Origin of the sequence: Klebsiella sp. MBT K-1, from assembly GCF_002556465.1 — a bacterium.
GTDB lineage: Bacteria > Pseudomonadota > Gammaproteobacteria > Enterobacterales > Enterobacteriaceae > Klebsiella > Klebsiella grimontii.
Genome location: NZ_PDEL01000016.1, coordinates 38,960 through 55,671, shown reverse-complemented (window position 1 = coordinate 55,671; position 16,712 = coordinate 38,960). Strand labels below are relative to the sequence as shown.

Annotated in this window: 16 protein-coding genes; 12 read left to right on the top strand and 4 right to left on the bottom strand. The window is 55.8% G+C overall.

Features of this window, described 5'->3' with window-relative positions; translation table 11 throughout:
* The first annotated feature begins 58 nt into the window (after window positions 1–58).
* Genes serB through nadR form a run of 3 tightly spaced genes read left to right on the top strand, consistent with a single transcriptional unit; the run spans window position 59 to window position 3,676 of the window.
* Window positions 59–1,030 carry a phosphoserine phosphatase gene (gene serB / locus CMQ96_RS22230; RefSeq protein WP_049086195.1) on the top strand — a complete coding sequence of 324 codons (972 nt, stop codon included), beginning with the start codon at window positions 59–61 and terminating at the stop codon, window positions 1,028–1,030.
* Between the two features lie 9 nt (window positions 1,031–1,039).
* On the top strand, window positions 1,040–2,422 hold the full coding sequence (radA, locus tag CMQ96_RS22225) for a DNA repair protein RadA (protein WP_049086194.1): 1,383 nt from the start codon (window positions 1,040–1,042) through the stop codon (window positions 2,420–2,422).
* Between the two features lie 21 nt (window positions 2,423–2,443).
* Window positions 2,444–3,676 carry a multifunctional transcriptional regulator/nicotinamide-nucleotide adenylyltransferase/ribosylnicotinamide kinase NadR gene (nadR, locus tag CMQ96_RS22220; protein ID WP_098067341.1) on the top strand — a complete coding sequence of 411 codons (1,233 nt, stop codon included), beginning with the start codon at window positions 2,444–2,446 and terminating at the stop codon, window positions 3,674–3,676.
* A gap of 98 nt (window positions 3,677–3,774) precedes the next feature.
* On the opposite strand, the gene ettA is transcribed toward nadR, so the two are convergent.
* A complete protein-coding gene (gene ettA, locus CMQ96_RS22215; protein ID WP_014227837.1) occupies window positions 3,775–5,442 on the bottom strand; it encodes an energy-dependent translational throttle protein EttA in 1,668 nt (555 codons plus the stop codon).
* A gap of 273 nt (window positions 5,443–5,715) precedes the next feature.
* On the opposite strand from ettA, the gene sltY reads away from it, so the two are divergent.
* Both sltY and trpR read left to right on the top strand, forming a co-directional pair.
* A complete protein-coding gene (gene sltY / locus CMQ96_RS22210; RefSeq protein ID WP_049086192.1) occupies window positions 5,716–7,653 on the top strand; it encodes a murein transglycosylase in 1,938 nt (645 codons plus the stop codon).
* A gap of 117 nt (window positions 7,654–7,770) precedes the next feature.
* On the top strand, window positions 7,771–8,103 hold the full coding sequence (trpR, locus tag CMQ96_RS22205) for a trp operon repressor (protein WP_004132278.1): 333 nt from the start codon (window positions 7,771–7,773) through the stop codon (window positions 8,101–8,103).
* Here trpR and yjjX read toward each other — a convergent pair.
* The gene (yjjX, locus tag CMQ96_RS22200) at window positions 8,084–8,605 is read right to left on the bottom strand and encodes an inosine/xanthosine triphosphatase (protein ID WP_004132276.1); all 522 of its coding nucleotides are present in this window, start codon (window positions 8,603–8,605) and stop codon (window positions 8,084–8,086) included. The two genes, trpR and yjjX, sit on opposite strands and share 20 nt — an antisense overlap.
* Before the next feature lie 114 nt (window positions 8,606–8,719).
* On the opposite strand from yjjX, the gene gpmB reads away from it, so the two are divergent.
* A complete protein-coding gene (gpmB, locus tag CMQ96_RS22195; RefSeq protein ID WP_004128725.1) occupies window positions 8,720–9,367 on the top strand; it encodes a 2,3-diphosphoglycerate-dependent phosphoglycerate mutase GpmB in 648 nt (215 codons plus the stop codon).
* Here gpmB and robA read toward each other — a convergent pair.
* The gene (gene robA / locus CMQ96_RS22190; RefSeq protein WP_004132273.1) at window positions 9,364–10,233 is read right to left on the bottom strand and encodes an MDR efflux pump AcrAB transcriptional activator RobA; all 870 of its coding nucleotides are present in this window, start codon (window positions 10,231–10,233) and stop codon (window positions 9,364–9,366) included. The two genes, gpmB and robA, sit on opposite strands and share 4 nt — an antisense overlap.
* 209 nt (window positions 10,234–10,442) lie before the next feature.
* On the opposite strand from robA, the gene creA reads away from it, so the two are divergent.
* Genes creA through creD form a run of 4 tightly spaced genes read left to right on the top strand, consistent with a single transcriptional unit; the run spans window position 10,443 to window position 14,458 of the window.
* Window positions 10,443–10,916 carry a protein CreA gene (gene creA / locus CMQ96_RS22185; protein ID WP_024360392.1) on the top strand — a complete coding sequence of 158 codons (474 nt, stop codon included), beginning with the start codon at window positions 10,443–10,445 and terminating at the stop codon, window positions 10,914–10,916.
* A 12-nt stretch (window positions 10,917–10,928) separates the two neighbouring features.
* Complete coding sequence (creB, locus tag CMQ96_RS22180; RefSeq protein WP_098067340.1) at window positions 10,929–11,618, top strand: two-component system response regulator CreB; 690 nt, start codon at window positions 10,929–10,931, stop codon at window positions 11,616–11,618.
* A complete protein-coding gene (creC, locus tag CMQ96_RS22175; RefSeq protein WP_098067339.1) occupies window positions 11,618–13,042 on the top strand; it encodes a two-component system sensor histidine kinase CreC in 1,425 nt (474 codons plus the stop codon). Before creB ends, creC begins: the two co-directional genes overlap by 1 nt.
* Window positions 13,043–13,099: 57 nt before the next feature.
* Window positions 13,100–14,458, top strand: coding sequence for a cell envelope integrity protein CreD (gene creD / locus CMQ96_RS22170; protein ID WP_049086822.1), 1,359 nt, complete (start codon window positions 13,100–13,102; stop codon window positions 14,456–14,458).
* 53 nt (window positions 14,459–14,511) lie between these two features.
* Here creD and arcA read toward each other — a convergent pair whose 3' ends face one another.
* Window positions 14,512–15,228, bottom strand: a complete 717-nt coding sequence (gene arcA, locus CMQ96_RS22165; RefSeq protein ID WP_004132265.1) for a two-component system response regulator ArcA — start codon at window positions 15,226–15,228, stop codon at window positions 14,512–14,514.
* Between the two features lie 95 nt (window positions 15,229–15,323).
* Between arcA and yjjY the strand changes: the two genes are divergently transcribed.
* Together yjjY and CMQ96_RS22155 are read left to right on the top strand one after the other, a co-directional pair.
* Window positions 15,324–15,464: a protein YjjY gene (gene yjjY / locus CMQ96_RS22160; protein ID WP_001541509.1), complete on the top strand. Its 141-nt coding sequence runs from the start codon at window positions 15,324–15,326 to the stop codon at window positions 15,462–15,464.
* 398 nt (window positions 15,465–15,862) lie between these two features.
* Window positions 15,863–16,549 (top strand): tRNA/rRNA methyltransferase, encoded by a 687-nt coding sequence (locus tag CMQ96_RS22155; protein WP_098067338.1) that lies wholly within the window; start codon window positions 15,863–15,865, stop codon window positions 16,547–16,549.
* Window positions 16,550–16,712: the final 163 nt, after the last annotated feature.

The following is a 16,712-nucleotide window of genomic DNA, read 5'->3' as shown; positions in this document are numbered from 1 at the left end:
TTACAAGGTAGCCTCATGCGTTATTTTCCTCGCCTGAATGAAGTTATGTGGAGCCGTGATGCCAAACAGTTTGACCTGGTGCGACCTGCCTGAAGATGTTTCCCTGTGGCCTGGATTGCCGCTTTCCCTGAGCGGTGATGAGGTCATGCCGTTGGATTATCATGCCGGACGCAGCGGTTGGCTGCTGTATGGTCGCGGTCTTAACAAGCATCGTCTGACCGAGTGGCAGCGCGAGCTGGGCGCGGCGCTGGTTATCGTCGCCTCCTGGGCGGTTGACGACTATCAGGTGATGCGGCTGGCGGGCTCCCTTACGCTTCGTGCCACCCGTCTGGCCCATGAGGCCGGGTTTGACGTGGCGCCGCTGGGTAAAATCCCGCATTTACGTACGCCGGGCTTACTGGTCATGGATATGGACTCGACGGCGATTCAGATTGAGTGCATCGATGAAATCGCCAAACTGGCCGGGACCGGCGAGCTGGTCTCGGAAGTGACCGAGCGCGCGATGCGCGGCGAACTTGATTTCACCGCCAGCCTGCGCCAGCGCGTGGCGACCCTGAAAGATGCCGATGCCAGCATTCTGCTGCAGGTGCGCGAATCGCTGCCGCTGATGCCGGGCCTGACCCAGTTGGTGCTGAAGCTGGAGACGCTTGGCTGGAAGGTGGCGATCGCCTCCGGCGGCTTCACCTTCTTTGCCGAGTATCTGCGCGACAAGCTGCATCTCGACGCGGTGTTCGCCAACGAACTGGAGATCAGGGACGGTAAGCTGACCGGCAACGTCATCGGTGATATCGTCGATGCGAAATATAAAGCCAATACGCTGCGTAAACTGGCGGAAAAGTATGAGATCCCGCCGGCGCAAACCGTCGCCATTGGCGATGGCGCAAACGATCTGCCGATGATTAAAGCGGCAGGGCTCGGCATTGCCTATCATGCAAAGCCAAAAGTTAATGAACTGGCGGAGGTGACAATCCGCCACGCTGACCTGATGGGGGTATTCTGTATTCTCTCCGGCAGCATGAATCAAAAGTAAGAGGTTAACGTGGCGAAAGCTCCAAAACGCGCATTTGTCTGTAATGAATGCGGTGCGGATTATCCGCGCTGGCAGGGGCAGTGCAGCGCCTGTCATGCCTGGAATACCATAACCGAGATGCGCATTGCCGCTTCGCCGCAGGTGGCAAGAAACGAACGCCTGTCAGGGTATGCCGGTAATGCCGGCGTGTCGAAAGTGCAGAAGCTCTCCGATATCAGCCTCGAAGCGCTGCCGCGTTTTTCGACCGGATTTAAAGAGTTTGACCGCGTGCTCGGCGGCGGCGTGGTGCCGGGAAGCGCGATTTTGATTGGCGGCAACCCCGGCGCGGGTAAGTCGACGCTGCTGCTGCAAACCCTGTGTAAGCTCTCCGAAGGCATGAAAACGCTCTACGTCACCGGGGAAGAGTCGCTTCAGCAGGTGGCGATGCGCGCTCACCGTTTAGGCCTGCCGACGGCCAACCTCAATATGCTGTCAGAAACCAGCATTGAGCAGATTTGCCAGATAGCCGACGAAGAAAAGCCGCAGCTGATGGTTATCGACTCCATCCAGGTCATGCATATGGCCGACGTGCAGTCGTCGCCGGGCAGCGTGGCCCAGGTGCGCGAAACGGCGGCCTATTTAACGCGCTTTGCCAAGACGCGCGGCGTGGCTATCGTCATGGTCGGTCACGTCACCAAAGACGGCTCGCTGGCCGGGCCGAAAGTGCTGGAGCACTGTATCGACTGCTCCGTGCTGCTCGACGGCGACGCCGATTCTCGTTTCCGCACCCTGCGCAGCCATAAAAACCGCTTCGGCGCGGTCAACGAACTGGGCGTATTCGCCATGACCGAGCAGGGGCTGCGTGAGATAAGCAACCCATCGGCCATCTTTCTGAGCCGCGGGGACGAAGTGACCTCCGGCAGTTCGGTGATGGTGGTCTGGGAAGGCACGCGACCGCTGCTGGTGGAGATCCAGGCGCTGGTCGATCACTCGATGATGTCCAACCCGCGCCGCGTGGCGGTGGGGCTGGAGCAAAACCGCCTGGCGATCCTGCTGGCGGTCCTGCATCGTCACGGCGGTCTGCAGATGGCCGACCAGGACGTCTTCGTCAACGTGGTTGGCGGGGTGAAGGTCACCGAAACCAGCGCCGACCTGGCGCTGCTGCTGGCGATGATATCCAGCCTGCGCGACCGTCCGCTGCCGCAGGATCTGGTCGTCTTCGGCGAAGTGGGGCTGGCAGGCGAAATTCGCCCGGTGCCGAGCGGGCAGGAGCGTATCTCCGAAGCGGCTAAGCATGGTTTTCGTCGGGCGATTGTTCCGGCAGCGAATGTGCCGAAAAAAGCGCCGGAAGGGATGCAAATCTTTGGCGTGAAAAAGCTTGCGGACGCGCTAAGCGTCTTTGACGACTTATAATAAGTGAAAAGGAGACTCGCTATGTCGTCATTTGACTATTTAAAAAGCGCCATTAAGCAGAAGGGCTGTACGCTACAGCAGGTAGCGGACGCCAGCGGGATGACAAAAGGCTATCTGAGCCAGCTGCTGAACGCGAAAATTAAAAGCCCCAGCGCGCAGAAGCTGGAAGCGCTGCACCGGTTTCTCGGGCTGGAGTTTCCGCGTCGGCAAAAAAGCGTTGGCGTGGTATTTGGTAAGTTTTACCCGCTGCATACCGGCCATATCTACTTGATTCAGCGCGCCTGTAGCCAGGTCGATGAGCTGCACATCATTATGGGCTACGACGATCCCCGTGACCGTGAGCTGTTTGAAAAGAGCGCGATGTCGCAGCAGCCGACCGTACCTGACCGCCTGCGCTGGCTGCTGCAAACCTTTAAGTATCAGAAGAATATCCGCATCCACGCCTTCAATGAAGAGGGAATGGAGCCTTATCCGCACGGCTGGGACGTCTGGAGCCGCGGGATCCGCGCCTTTATGAGCGAGAAGGGCATCGAACCTAACTGGATCTACACCTCGGAAGAGGGCGACGCGCCGCAGTATCTGGATCATCTGGGAATTGAAACCGTACTCATCGATCCTAAACGCACCTTTATGAACATCAGCGGCGGGCAGATCCGTGAAAATCCGTTCCGCTACTGGGAATATATTCCTACCGAAGTGAAGCCGTTTTTTGTGCGCACGGTGGCGATCCTCGGCGGTGAGTCGAGCGGTAAATCGACGCTGGTGAATAAGCTATCCAATATCTTTAATACCACCAGCGCCTGGGAATATGGCCGCGACTATGTCTTTTCGCACCTCGGCGGCGATGAGATGGCGCTGCAATACTCCGACTATGACAAGATTGCCCTTGGGCACGCGCAATATATTGATTTCGCGGTGAAGTATGCCAACAAGGTGGCGTTCATCGACACGGATTTTGTCAGCACCCAGGCGTTCTGTCTCAAGTACGAAGGGCGGGAACACCCCTTTGTTCAAGCGCTGATCGACGAGTATCGTTTTGACCTGGTCATCCTGCTGGAAAACAACACGCCGTGGGTAGCCGACGGTTTACGTAGCCTTGGCAGCTCGGTAGACCGCAAGGAGTTTCAGACGATGCTGTTGTCGTTGCTCAAAGAAAACGAGATAGATTTTGTGCATGTGAAAGAGGCCGATTACGATGCCCGCTTCCTGCGCTGCGTTGAGCTGGTAAAAGAGATGATGGGCGAGCAGGGATAGGCCTTCTGCGGCCTGAATGCCTGAGCCGGGCTACAACACTCTCCCGGCGGGAGAGAGGGCAAACACCAAAAAGGGCAACCTGCGTTGCCCTTTTGCTTTTATTTCGCGATACGTTTGTACTTGATACGCTTCGGCTCCAGCGCATCGGCGCCGAGGGTGCGTTTCTTGTACTCTTCGTATTCGGTAAAGTTACCTTCGAAGAACTCCACCTTACCTTCATCCTGGTAGTCCAGAATATGGGTCGCGATGCGGTCGAGGAACCAACGGTCGTGCGAGATAACCATCGCGCAGCCCGGGAACTCCAGCAGGGCGTTTTCCAGCGCGCGCAGGGTTTCGATATCCAGGTCGTTGGTTGGTTCATCGAGCAGCAGGACGTTACCGCCCACCTGCAGCAGCTTCGCCAGATGCAGACGTCCGCGTTCACCGCCGGACAGCTCGCCGACGCGCTTGCCCTGGTCAACCCCTTTGAAGTTAAAGCGGCCCACGTAGGCGCGGCTCGGCATCTCGGTGTTGCCGATCTTCATGATATCCAGCCCGCCGGAAACTTCTTCCCACACGGTTTTGCTGTTGTCCATGGCATCGCGGAACTGATCGACGGAAGCCAGCTTGACGGTTTCACCGAGGGTGATAGAACCGGCGTCAGGCTGTTCCTGACCGGACATCATGCGGAACAGCGTCGATTTACCCGCGCCGTTAGGACCGATGATGCCGACGATAGCGCCTTTCGGTACCGAGAAGCTCAGATCGTCAATCAGCAGACGGTCGCCGTAGGATTTACGCAGGTTGCTGACTTCCACCACTTTATCCCCCAGACGTGCGCCTGGCGGAATAAACAGTTCGTTGGTCTCGTTACGCTTCTGGTACTCAACGTTGTTAAGCTCTTCAAAGCGCGCCAGACGGGCTTTGCCCTTAGACTGACGGCCTTTCGCGCCCTGACGGACCCACTCCAGCTCTTTCTCGATTGACTTACGACGCGCCGCTTCCTGAGACGCTTCCTGCGCCAGACGCTGATCTTTCTGCTCCAGCCAGGAGGAGTAGTTGCCTTCCCACGGAATACCTTCGCCGCGGTCAAGCTCAAGGATCCAGCCGGCGACGTTATCGAGGAAGTAACGGTCGTGGGTGATCGCCACCACGGTGCCTTCGAAGTCGTGCAGGAAGCGTTCCAGCCAGGCCACGGATTCCGCATCCAGGTGGTTGGTCGGTTCGTCGAGCAGCAGCATGTCTGGTTTTTCCAGCAGCAGGCGGCACAGCGCGACGCGGCGGCGTTCACCACCGGAGAGATTGGCGATTTTCGCATCCCAGTCCGGCAGGCGCAGAGCATCGGCGGCGCGTTCCAGCTGCACGTTCAGGTTATGCCCGTCGTGCGCCTGGATAATTTCTTCGAACTTGCCCTGCTGGGCGGCGAGCTTGTCGAAGTCGGCATCCGGCTCCGCGTATTTGGCGTACACCTCGTCCAGGCCTTTCAGCGCATTGACCACTTCGGCCACCGCTTCTTCAACCGACTCACGTACGGTCTGCTCCGGATTGAGCTGCGGCTCCTGCGGCAGATAGCCGATTTTCAGGCCCGGCTGCGGACGCGCTTCGCCTTCGATATCGGTATCGATGCCGGCCATAATACGCAGCAGGGTCGACTTACCAGCGCCGTTCAGACCGAGAACGCCGATTTTTGCGCCAGGGAAAAAGCTCAGGGAGATATTTTTCAGAATATGACGTTTCGGCGGAACCACTTTGCCGACACGATGCATGGTATAAACGAATTGAGCCACGTTGGACTTCGCCTCTTTTATATACTCTTCATCCCTCAGGCTAGCTTGATGCAGCCAGAATGATATTGAGTAGGGTAGTGAATAGTTTTCAAAGGCGAAGTGTAGCCTTTTTCGCGCTTTAATCCCAGCGAGGCGATGGGATTCACAAAAGAGTAAAAAAATGTCCGGGATGTGGCGCGATTCGCGTTGTCTGATTAGCATATCTACGTAATACCTGAAATTTTTGCCCGCGGCATGATGCTGCTGTGGTGTACCTGAATAGAGGAAGAGCTTGTGGAAAAAGCCAAAACTGTGACGTGGCGTCTTCTGGCCGCCGGCGTAAGTCTGCTGACGTTAAGCCAACTGGCGCATGCGGATTCACTGGATGAACAGCGCAGCCGCTATGCTCAAATTAAACAGGCGTGGGACGGTCGACAGATGGATGTCGTTAATCAGCTGATGCCCACGCTAACGACCTATCCGCTCTATCCTTATCTCCAGTACCGGCAGATTACCGACGATCTGATGAACCAGCCGGCGCTGGTGGTGACCAATTTTATTGCCGCCAATCCTACGCTGCCTCCCGCACGATCGCTGAAATCACGGTTCGTCAACGAACTGGCGCGCCGCAGCGACTGGCGCGGCCTGCTGGCCTTCAGCCCGGATAAGCCGACCGGCACCGAGGCGCAGTGCAATTACTACTATGCGAAATGGAACGTCGGCCAGGCTCAGGAAGCCTGGGATGGGGCGAAAGCGCTGTGGCTGAGCGGCAAAAGCCAGCCAAACGCCTGTGACCAGCTGTTTGGCGCCTGGCGCGCCTCCGGTCAGCAGGATCCGCTGGCCTACCTTGAACGCATTCGCCTGGCGATGAAAGCCGGCAATACCAGCCTGGTACGGGTTCTGGCCCAGCAGATGCCGGCCGACTATCAAACCATTGCCACGGCGGTCATCGCGCTGGCTGACGATCCCAATAGCGTGATGACCTTCGCCCGCACAACCGGCGCGACGGATTTCACCCGCCAGATGGCGGCGGTCGCGTTTGCCAGCGTTGCCCGGCAGGATGTGGAAAACGCGCGCCTGATGATCCCCTCACTGGCGCAGGCGCAGCAGCTCAATGAAGATCAGATTCAGGAGCTGCGGGATATCGTCGCCTGGCGCCTGATGGGCAGCGATGTGACCGAAGAGCAGGCCATCTGGCGCGACGACGCCATTATGCGTTCGCAATCCACCTCGCTGGTGGAGCGCCGGGTACGTATGGCGCTGGGGCTTGGGGATCGCCGTGGCCTGAACACCTGGCTGGCGCGTTTACCGATGGAGGCGAAAGAGAAGGACGAATGGCGCTATTGGCAGGCCGATCTGCTGCTGGAACGCGGACGTGATGACGAAGCGAAAGATATTCTGCGCTCGCTGATGCAGCAGCGCGGCTTTTATCCCATGGTCGCCGCCCAGCGCCTTGGGGAGGAGTACACCTTCCGCGTCGACAAAGCGCCGGCGAATCTCGACCCGACGCTGACCTCGGGGCCGGAAATGGCGCGGGTCCGCGAGCTGATGTACTGGAATATGGATAATACCGCCCGCAGCGAGTGGGCAAACCTGGTGACCAGCAAAACCAAAGATCAGCAGGCGCAGCTGGCTCGTTACGCGTTTAATCAGGACTGGTGGGATCTGAGCGTCCAGGCCACCATCGCCGGAAAACTGTGGGATCAGCTGGAAGAGCGTTTCCCGCTGGCCTATAACGACCTCTTTACCCGCTACATCAGCGGTAAAGATATTCCGCAAAGCTACGCGATGGCCATCGCGCGCCAGGAGAGCGCCTGGAACCCGAAAGCCGGTTCACCGGTTGGCGCCCGCGGTCTGATGCAGATTATGCCGGGTACGGCAACGCATACGGTGAGCATGTTCAGTATTCCCGGCTATAGCGGTCCGTCGCAGTTGCTGGATCCGGAAATGAACATCAACATTGGTACCAGCTATCTGCAATATGTTTACCAGCAGTTTGGCAATAACCGAATCTTCGCCTCTGCGGCCTATAACGCCGGTCCTGGGCGAGTGCGCACCTGGCGGGGCAACAGCGGCGGACGCATTGACGCGGTGGCGTTCATCGAGAGCATTCCGTTCTCTGAAACGCGCGGCTATGTGAAAAACGTTCTGTCCTATGATGCCTACTATCGCTATTTTATGGGCCAGAAAGACACGCTGCTGAGCGATGCGGAGTGGAAGCTGCGCTATTAATACAGCCGCCTTCGGGCAACATCGGATTTCGCGATGTTGCCCGAAATCCGTAGAGTCCGGACAGAAGTATGTTATGCTTTGTACTCGTTAGTGAGTACATTCGACAGGTGGCGTAACATGACCCAACAATCCCCCTATTCAGCGGCGGTGGCCGAACAGCGTCATCAGGAGTGGCTGCGTTTTGTCGCCCTCCTGCAGCAGGCGTACGCCGACGATCTCCATCTGCCGCTTTTACAGCTCATGCTGACGCCCGACGAGCGCGAGGCGCTCGGCACGCGGGTGCGCATCATTGAAGAACTACTGCGCGGCGAGATGAGCCAGCGCGAGCTGAAAAACGAACTCGGCGCCGGGATCGCCACCATTACCCGCGGTTCGAACAGCCTCAAATCGGCACCGGCGGAGCTACGTCTGTGGCTGGAGCAGGCGTTGATTAAAGCTGACGATAAATAGCGTTATGGAACGGGCTTAGCGCCAGCACGACGGCCTGATGATAAACGCTACTGCGGGTGAGCTTGCCGGCCGTGAATACGCCGATAGCGCCCTCTTTGCGGCCAATTTCATCGATGCCGGTATGCTGAGACATCACCGGCCCCAGGGCTTCTCCTGCCTGGACTTTTTCAAGAATAACCTGCGGTAGCGGCAGGGTCGCCGAGCGCGCTTCGCCGCGCAGGCTGCCGTCGTCGATCGTCACCCAGCTAAAGGTGCTGCCTTCGTCGATGCCGGCTTCAATGGCGACCCAGAAGTCCGCGTTTGGCCGCGCACGACGCGCGTTAGCCACGCGATTTCGTGCGCCAGCGCGCGTTTCGTCGCTGCCAAAAGGCTGTTCCGGCACGCCGCTCTCGACGGAGACGGACTCAATGTGGCAGGATCCTTCGCCGAAGATCTCGTTAAAAGCCTGCAGAATTGCCTGAATTTTGGCGGGATTAGTGGTAGCTGAGACAACATGGTGCATAATCAAAACAACTCAGAATTACTAAACATCATCGCAGTATACTCCAAATCATTCTTGCTGCAGGCGGCTATGCTTGTAGCTCGAGGGTTAAGAGCTCAGAACGGATAATAAAGCATGTTACAGGTATACCTTGTTCGCCACGGTGAAACGCAGTGGAACGCCGAGCGACGTATTCAGGGCCAGTCCGACAGCCCGCTTACCGCCCACGGTGAGCGTCAGGCCTGGCAGGTGGGCGAGCGCGCCAGAACGTTGGGAATTACGCATATTATCGCCAGCGATTTAGGCCGCACGCGCCGTACCGCAGAAATCATCGCTGAAGCCTGCGGATGCAGCGTCGTGACCGATTCACGCTTGCGTGAGCTGGATATGGGCGTGCTTGAAAAGCGCCATATCGACTCGCTGAGCGAAGAAGAGGAGGGCTGGCGTCGACAGCTGGTTAACGGCACGCCCGACGGGCGTATCCCGCAGGGGGAGTCAATGCAGGAGCTGAGCGAGCGTATGCACGCGGCGCTGACGTCTTGTCTGGAACTGCCTGCGGGTAGCCGACCGCTGCTGGTGAGCCACGGGATGGCGCTGGGATGTCTGGTGAGTACGATTCTTGGTCTGCCCGCTTACGCGGAGCGTCGCCTGCGTCTACGCAACTGCTCTATTTCCCGCGTTGACTATCAGCAAAGCCCCTGGCTGGCGTCGGGATGGGTGGTGGAAACCGCGGGGGATGTGTCGCATCTTGATGCCCCCGCGATGGATGAGCTCCAGCGTTAACGACGAATCGGGATCAGGTATTCGCAGCGCAGCTGAATAGGCGGTTCCTGATTCCGGCTTTCATCTTCCGGGAAGAAACGTTCAATATCCAGGCCCTTACGACGGGTGAGGTTAAGCATCGGCATGCAGGTGCCGTAAACCGTCAGAATAAACTCCTGCAGCCCGGTGCCCAAACCTTCGTAGGTAAACATCACGTATTCGCCGCCTTCCAGCGTTACCGGATGGGCGTTATGCAGGTGGCCGTTTGCCAGCTCCGGCGTCAGCGCGGTGGTATAAAACACCTCTTGCTCATCGTCTTTATCGAGGCTAGGACGCGGCTCATGCAGGCCGTACAGCGTCGGAGGAATCGATGGCGTATTGGCGAGGAATTCCCGCCAGAACTGGACGCGCATCTGATTACGGAAATCGGAGATCTCCTCCAGCTTACAGGTATAGCTCTGGGTGACGCCGACCAGCTGAGTGGTGTTCAGCGTGACGAATTCATAGTGCGGCATGGTGAACTCGCCCAGACGCAGCGGAGGGCGCATACCGTAGGAACTCCAGTCGGGAGAGCGTCGGTAGAGGGCTGGCGTCAACGAAAACTGCTTTTTAAAGGCGCGAGTAAAAGTCTGCTGCGAGTCAAAGCGATACTGCAGCGCAATATCAAGAATCGGACGCGCGGTCAGGCGTAGGGCAACCGCCGACTTAGATAAGCGACGGGCGCGAATATAGGCACCGATAGCATGGCCGGTCACGTCCTTGAACATTCTTTGCAGATGCCACTTGGAATAGCCCGCCTTCGCTGCCACATTGTCCAGTGAGAGAGGCTGATCCAGGTGACCTTCCAGCCAGCTAAGGAGATCGCGAATAATCCCTGCTTGATCCATAAAATATCCCCATCCTTAAACTCAGGTGCCTGATACTAAAGGTAGCGGATAATAGCATTTTTTGATGTTTTAGCATTCAGTGTTTTTTTTGCTTTTAAATGCGATTCTTCCAGAAGTTTCGGTGGTAATTTTGTAAAGCTGTGATCTATAAAACTTTTCTTCTTAATGTGTGATAATCACTCAGCTAAATTTTTAAGAATGGTAACAATATGAAATACAAGAAGTTAGTGGCGGGAATGCTTTTGCTGGCGGGCTGCCAGATGGCGCAGGCGGAACAAATCGGCTCTGTGGATACCGTATTTAAGTTCCTTGGACCGGATCATAAAATCGTCGTCGAGGCCTTTGACGACCCGGACGTTCAGAACGTCACCTGCTACATCAGCCGGGCGAAAACCGGAGGAATTAAAGGCGGGTTAGGGCTGGCGGAAGACACCTCTGATGCCGCTATTTCCTGTCAGCAGGTGGGGCCGATTGAGCTGGCGGATAAAATCAAAAACGGTAAAACGCAGGGCGATGTGGTGTTCCAGAAACGGACCTCGCTGGTATTTAAAAAACTGCAGGTCGTGCGTTTTTACGATGCCAAACGCAATGCGCTGATCTATTTGACCTATTCGGATAAAATCGTCGATGGCTCGCCGAAAAATGCGCTTAGCGCCGTGCCGATTATGCCATGGAATAAATAACAGGGAACGCCGATGCAACAACCGCGGATCTGGTTGGTGGAAGATGAGATGAGTATCGCCGATACGCTCGTCTACATGCTGCAACAGGAAGGATTTATCGTTACGGCGTTCGAGCGCGGGCTCCCTGCGCTGGACGCGGCGCATCATCACCAACCCGACCTCGCGATTCTGGACGTCGGCCTGCCTGATATCAGCGGGTTTGAGCTATGTCGGCGACTGCTGGCCCGCTATCCGGCGCTGCCGGTGCTGTTCCTGACGGCCCGCAGCGAAGAGGTGGATAAGCTGCTCGGTCTGGAAATCGGCGCTGATGATTATATCGCCAAGCCATTTTCCCCCCGTGAAGTTTGCGCCAGGGTTCGCACCGTCCTGCGGCGGCTGCAGAAATTCGCCGCCCCTTCACCGCTTTTGCGCGTGGGGGAATTCACATTGAATGACGCCGCGGCTCAGGTTACGTGGTGCGGCCAGGGTCTGAATCTGACCCGCTATGAGTTTTTATTATTAAAAACGCTACTTCATTCTCCTGGGCGCATTTTTTCCCGCCAGCTGCTGCTGGAGCAAGTATGGGGCGACGCGAACGAGAGCTTCGATCGTACCGTTGATACCCATATCAAAACGCTGCGCGCTAAGCTGCGAGAAGTGAATCCCGTTCTCTCCCCGATCAACACGCACCGCGGTATGGGATACAGCCTTGGAGGCTTCTGATGCGCATCGGTATGCGGCTGCTGATGGGCTACTTTTTGATAGTGGCGATCGCTGCCTGGTTTGTGCTTTCTATCTTCGTTCAGGAGATTAAACCCGGGGTTCGGCGCGCAACGGAAGGGACGCTGATTGATACGGCGACCCTGCTTGCCGAGCTGGCCCGTGAGGATTTACTCTCCGCCGATCCCCAGCACGGGCGCCTGGCCCAGGCTTTTCAAACGCTGCATCGCCAGCCGATCAACGCCAATATTGCCGGCATTAAGAAAGTTCGCAACGAATATCACGTCTATATGACCGATGCGCAGGGCAAGGTGGTGTTTGATTCCGCGGGCAACGCGCAGGGGCAGGACTATTCGCGCTGGAACGATGTCTGGCTCACTTTACGCGGGCAATACGGGGCGCGCAGCACGCGAAGCGATCCGAACGATGATAATAGCTCGGTGATGTATATTGCCGCGCCGGTGACGGATAACGGTCGAATCATTGGCGTGCTCAGCGTCGGAAAACCTAATCTGGCCATGGCGCCGGTCATCAAACGCAGCGAGCGGCGTATTCTGTGGGCCGGAGGGGCGCTGCTGGGGATCGCGCTACTGATCGGCGTTGCGATGGTATGGTGGATTAACTTTTCCATCGGCAAGCTGGTTCGCTACGCCGACTCCGTGACCGCCGACCGTCCGCTTCCGTTGCCGGACGCGGGCAGCAGCGAACTGCGCAAGCTGGCGCAGGCGCTGGAAAGTATGCGTCTTAAGCTTGAAGGTAAAAACGCGATTGAAAACTACGTTTATGCGCTGACCCATGAACTGAAGAGCCCGCTGGCGGCGATTCGCGGCGCGGCAGAAATTCTTCGGGAGGCGCCTCCGCCTGAGGTCGCCGCGCGTTTTACTCGCAATATCCTGGCGCAGAATGCGCGCATGCAGGCACTGGTGGAAAATTTACTTCAGCAGGCCCGGCTGGAGAATCGGCTGGAGATCGCCCAACGTCCCGTCTCCGTCGCTGCGCTTTTTCGTCGTCTGGCCGAGGAGCGCGACATCGCGCTGGCGGCGAAAAACCTCACGCTGCGTTGGCAGGAAACGTCTCTGACGGTAGAGGGCGATGGTGAGCTCCTGGCGCAAGCATTGGGTAATCTGCTTGATAATGCTATCGATTTCACTCCTGCCGAAGGGGAGATTGTTCTTGGCGCGGAAGACGGTGATGGCGGCGTGCGATTAACCGTATGCGATACGGGAAGCGGCATTCCCGACTACGCGCTAGGGCGTATTTTTGAGCGTTTCTATTCTCTTCCCCGTGACAATGGCCAAAAAAGCAGCGGCCTGGGGCTGGCGTTTGTTCGTGAAGTTGCGCGCCTGCATCAGGGCGATATCGAGCTGGTTAATCGCACGGAAGGCGGCGTGTGCGCTTTGCTGAGACTTCACGCTCACTTCACATAGCTTCAAATTCTCCACACATAGCCCCTTTAAGGTAAGCGCATTACTAAGGAGAGGGCTATGTTGAAATCACCACTATTCTGGAAAATGAGCACCCTGCTGGGGTGTATTTTACTGTTATCGATCCCGCTGATGATCGTCCGGCAGCTGATCGTTGAACGCGCGGATTATCGCAGCGAAGTCATCGAAGCTCTGGAGAACAGTACCAGCGGATCGCAGAAACTGGTCGGGCCGCTGATCGCCATTCCCGTGACCGAGGTATTGACCCGCATTGAGGATAAAAAAGAGGTCACATATCAACGTCACTGGCTGCATTACTGGTTACCTGAGTCGCTGGCGATAGCCGGAAAACAGAACGTTGAATCCAGAAAAATAGGGATTTATGAAGGCCAAATCTGGCACAACGATCTGGGGATTAAGGCGCAATTTGATGTTTCCCGTCTGGCTGAACTCAGAAAAGATAATATTACGTTAGGTAAACCGGTTATGGTGGTCGGCGTTAGCGATGCACGCGGGATTGGCACCATTATTGCTCCGAAAATTAACGGAGAGGCACTCCCAGTGGAGCCCGGAATCGGTATCAGCGGCAGCGGAGAGGGAATTCATATGCCAATGCCGCTGTTAACTCCTCAACAAAAAACGCTGGATGTTGAATTCACACTCAACCTGAACGGAACCGGAAGCTTCTCAGTCGCGCCGCTCGGACGCAATAGCCAATTACAGCTGACCAGTAACTGGGCGCATCCTGGTTTCCTGGGCGATTTTCTCCCGGTTAGTCGTGAGGTTTCCCCATCAGGTTATAGCGCCCGCTGGCAGAGTAGCTGGTTTGCGAACAATATGGCCCGGTTTTTTATGGACGATCGCGAGATTGAGTGGCGTCAACTGCCTGCTTTCAACGTTAACGTTACGACGCCGGCCGATCGGTACCAACTGACCGATAGGGCGACAAAGTATGCCATTCTATTAATCTCCCTTACGTTTATGGCGTTTTTCGTTTTCGAGAGCCTGACTCAGTGCCGTTTACACCCGATGCAGTATCTGCTGGTTGGTTTGTCGCTAGTGATGTTCTATCTGATATTACTGGCCCTGTCCGAGCATATTGGCTTTACGCCGTCATGGATTGTTGCCAGCCTGATAGGGGCGCTGATCAATGGGGTTTATCTGAATGCGGTGCTGAAGGGATGGCTTAACAGCTTTCTTTTTGTCTGCGCATTGCTGCTGCTGGATGGCGTTATGTGGATGCTATTGCGTTCGGAAGATAGCGCGCTGCTATTGGGAACGGGAGTGCTACTGCTGGCGCTCAGCGCGCTGATGTTCCTGACCCGTCGCGTTGACTGGTACACGCTATCTCTCCCGAAGCCAAAAGAGAGGCAGCCCGAGGGCGGTGATGATGACGATAAGTTGAGGATCTGGAAATAAAAAAACGGCGCGAATTGCGCCGTTTTTACGTTATGACAGCAAGAAAAATGATGTTATTCCTGCAGATCTCCACAGAAGCGGTACCCCTCGCCATGGATGGTGGCGATAATTTCCGGGGTGTCCGGAGTGGATTCAAAATGCTTACGAATGCGACGGATGGTCACGTCCACGGTGCGGTCGTGCGGCTTCAGCTCACGGCCGGTCATTTTTTTCAGCAGTTCCGCGCGCGACTGGATTTTGCCCGGATTTTCGCAGAAGTGCAGCATGGCGCGGAATTCACTGCGCGGCAGCTTGTACTGCTCACCATTAGGGCTAACCAGCGAACGGCTATTGATATCCAGCTCCCAGCCGTTGAACTTATAGCTTTCTACGCTGCGGCGTTCTTCACTCGGGGTACCCAAATTCATGGTACGGGAGAGCAGGTTGCGAGCGCGAATCGTCAGTTCACGTGGGTTGAACGGTTTAGTGATATAGTCATCGGCGCCAATTTCGAGGCCGAGGATCTTATCCACTTCGTTATCGCGGCCGGTGAGGAACATCAGCGCGACGTCCGCCTGCTCACGCAGCTCGCGTGCTAACAGGAGACCATTTTTGCCTGGCAGGTTGATATCCATGATCACCAGGTTGATATCATTTTCAGACAGGATCTGATGCATTTCCGCGCCATCGGTCGCTTCGAATACATCATAACCTTCTGCTTCGAAAATACTTTTTAACGTGTTGCGTGTTACCAACTCGTCTTCAACGATAAGAATGTGCGGGGTCTGCATGTTTGCTACCTAAATTGCCAACTAAATCGAAACAGGAAGTACCAAAGTCCCTGACCTGCCTGGTGCATGTCGCAAATTAACATGCCCGGCGTAACATGACTAAAGTACGTAATTGCGTTCTTGATGCACTTTCCATCAACGTCAACAACATCATTAGCTTGGTCGTGGGTACTTTCCCTCTGGACCCGACGGTGTCAAAAACGGCTGTCATCCTAACCATTTTAACAGCAACATAACAGGCTAAGTGAGGCATGACACCCAATAAAACTACGCTTCGTTGACATATATCAAGTTCAATTGTAGCACGTTAACAGTCTTGTGAAATCATTGCATCTAAACGGGATTCATCGTCACAATTCATATCCTGCACAATTAGTTGCGCTAAGAAAATAATAAACGTGATGAATCCAAAGCCTCAAAACGTATTCGGACATAAATTTCATTGCCAAACATACGGATAAAGCCGTTCTGTTAACATACTCTGTGACATGGTGCCTTGGGAATAGTTTAGTTTTTTTTATGGGTGATAAAGCTCAAATTTAGTGATTTTTGTTGCAAATTTGTAAATTCACGGCGCGTAATATGAAGGGAAAAATCGTCATTCCCGCCGCCTAAAAAGTAAAAGAGAAACCAAATGCGTTTATCAATTGTATTAGTCTCCCCGGCTCGGGCAGAAAACGTGGGCGCGGCAGCCAGAGCGATGAAAACCATGGGGTTTAGCGATATGCGTATCGTCGATAGCGATGCTCATTTGCAGCCTGCGGCGCGCTGGGTCGCGCACGGTTCTGGCGAGATCCTCGATAATGTTAAAACTTATGCCACGTTAGAGCAGGCGCTGCACGATGTTGATTTTACCGTCGCTACGACCGCCCGTAGCCGGGCGCGTTTTCACTACTACGCAACGCCGCAACAGCTCTTGCCGCTGCTGGAAGAAAAAGCGCAGTGGATGCATCATGCCGCGCTGGTGTTTGGCCGGGAAGATTCCGGATTAACCAATGAAGAGCTGGCCCTTGCCGATGTGCTGAGCGGCGTGCAGATGGTGGCTGACTATCCCTCGCTCAATCTGGGGCAGTCGGTGATGGTCTATTGCTATCAGCTGACTTCGTTGCTGCAGAATACCCCGTCAACATCCGCCAGCGGGGATGACAATCAGCTGCAGGCGCTACGCCTTCGCACTCGCGATCTGCTCGAGCGCCTCGGCGTGGAGGACGATATAAAACTGACCGACTGGCTCCAGCAGCGAATGGGTCTTTTGCAGCAGCGGGACACCGCCATGCTGCATCGTTTACTGCACGATATTGAAAAAAACCTTCCAGATTAAAGTTCTGTCATATTATTTTCATATGGTCTTATGTGCTAATTATTGGCCTCCTGATGCGCAAATGCGGATGAATTATCAGGGGGCCATGGCGTATTGGCCAGGTGTGAAAAAATGGGCCAAAAGTAGAAATTCGTTGACTTAAGTCGACAGATACTTTAACCAA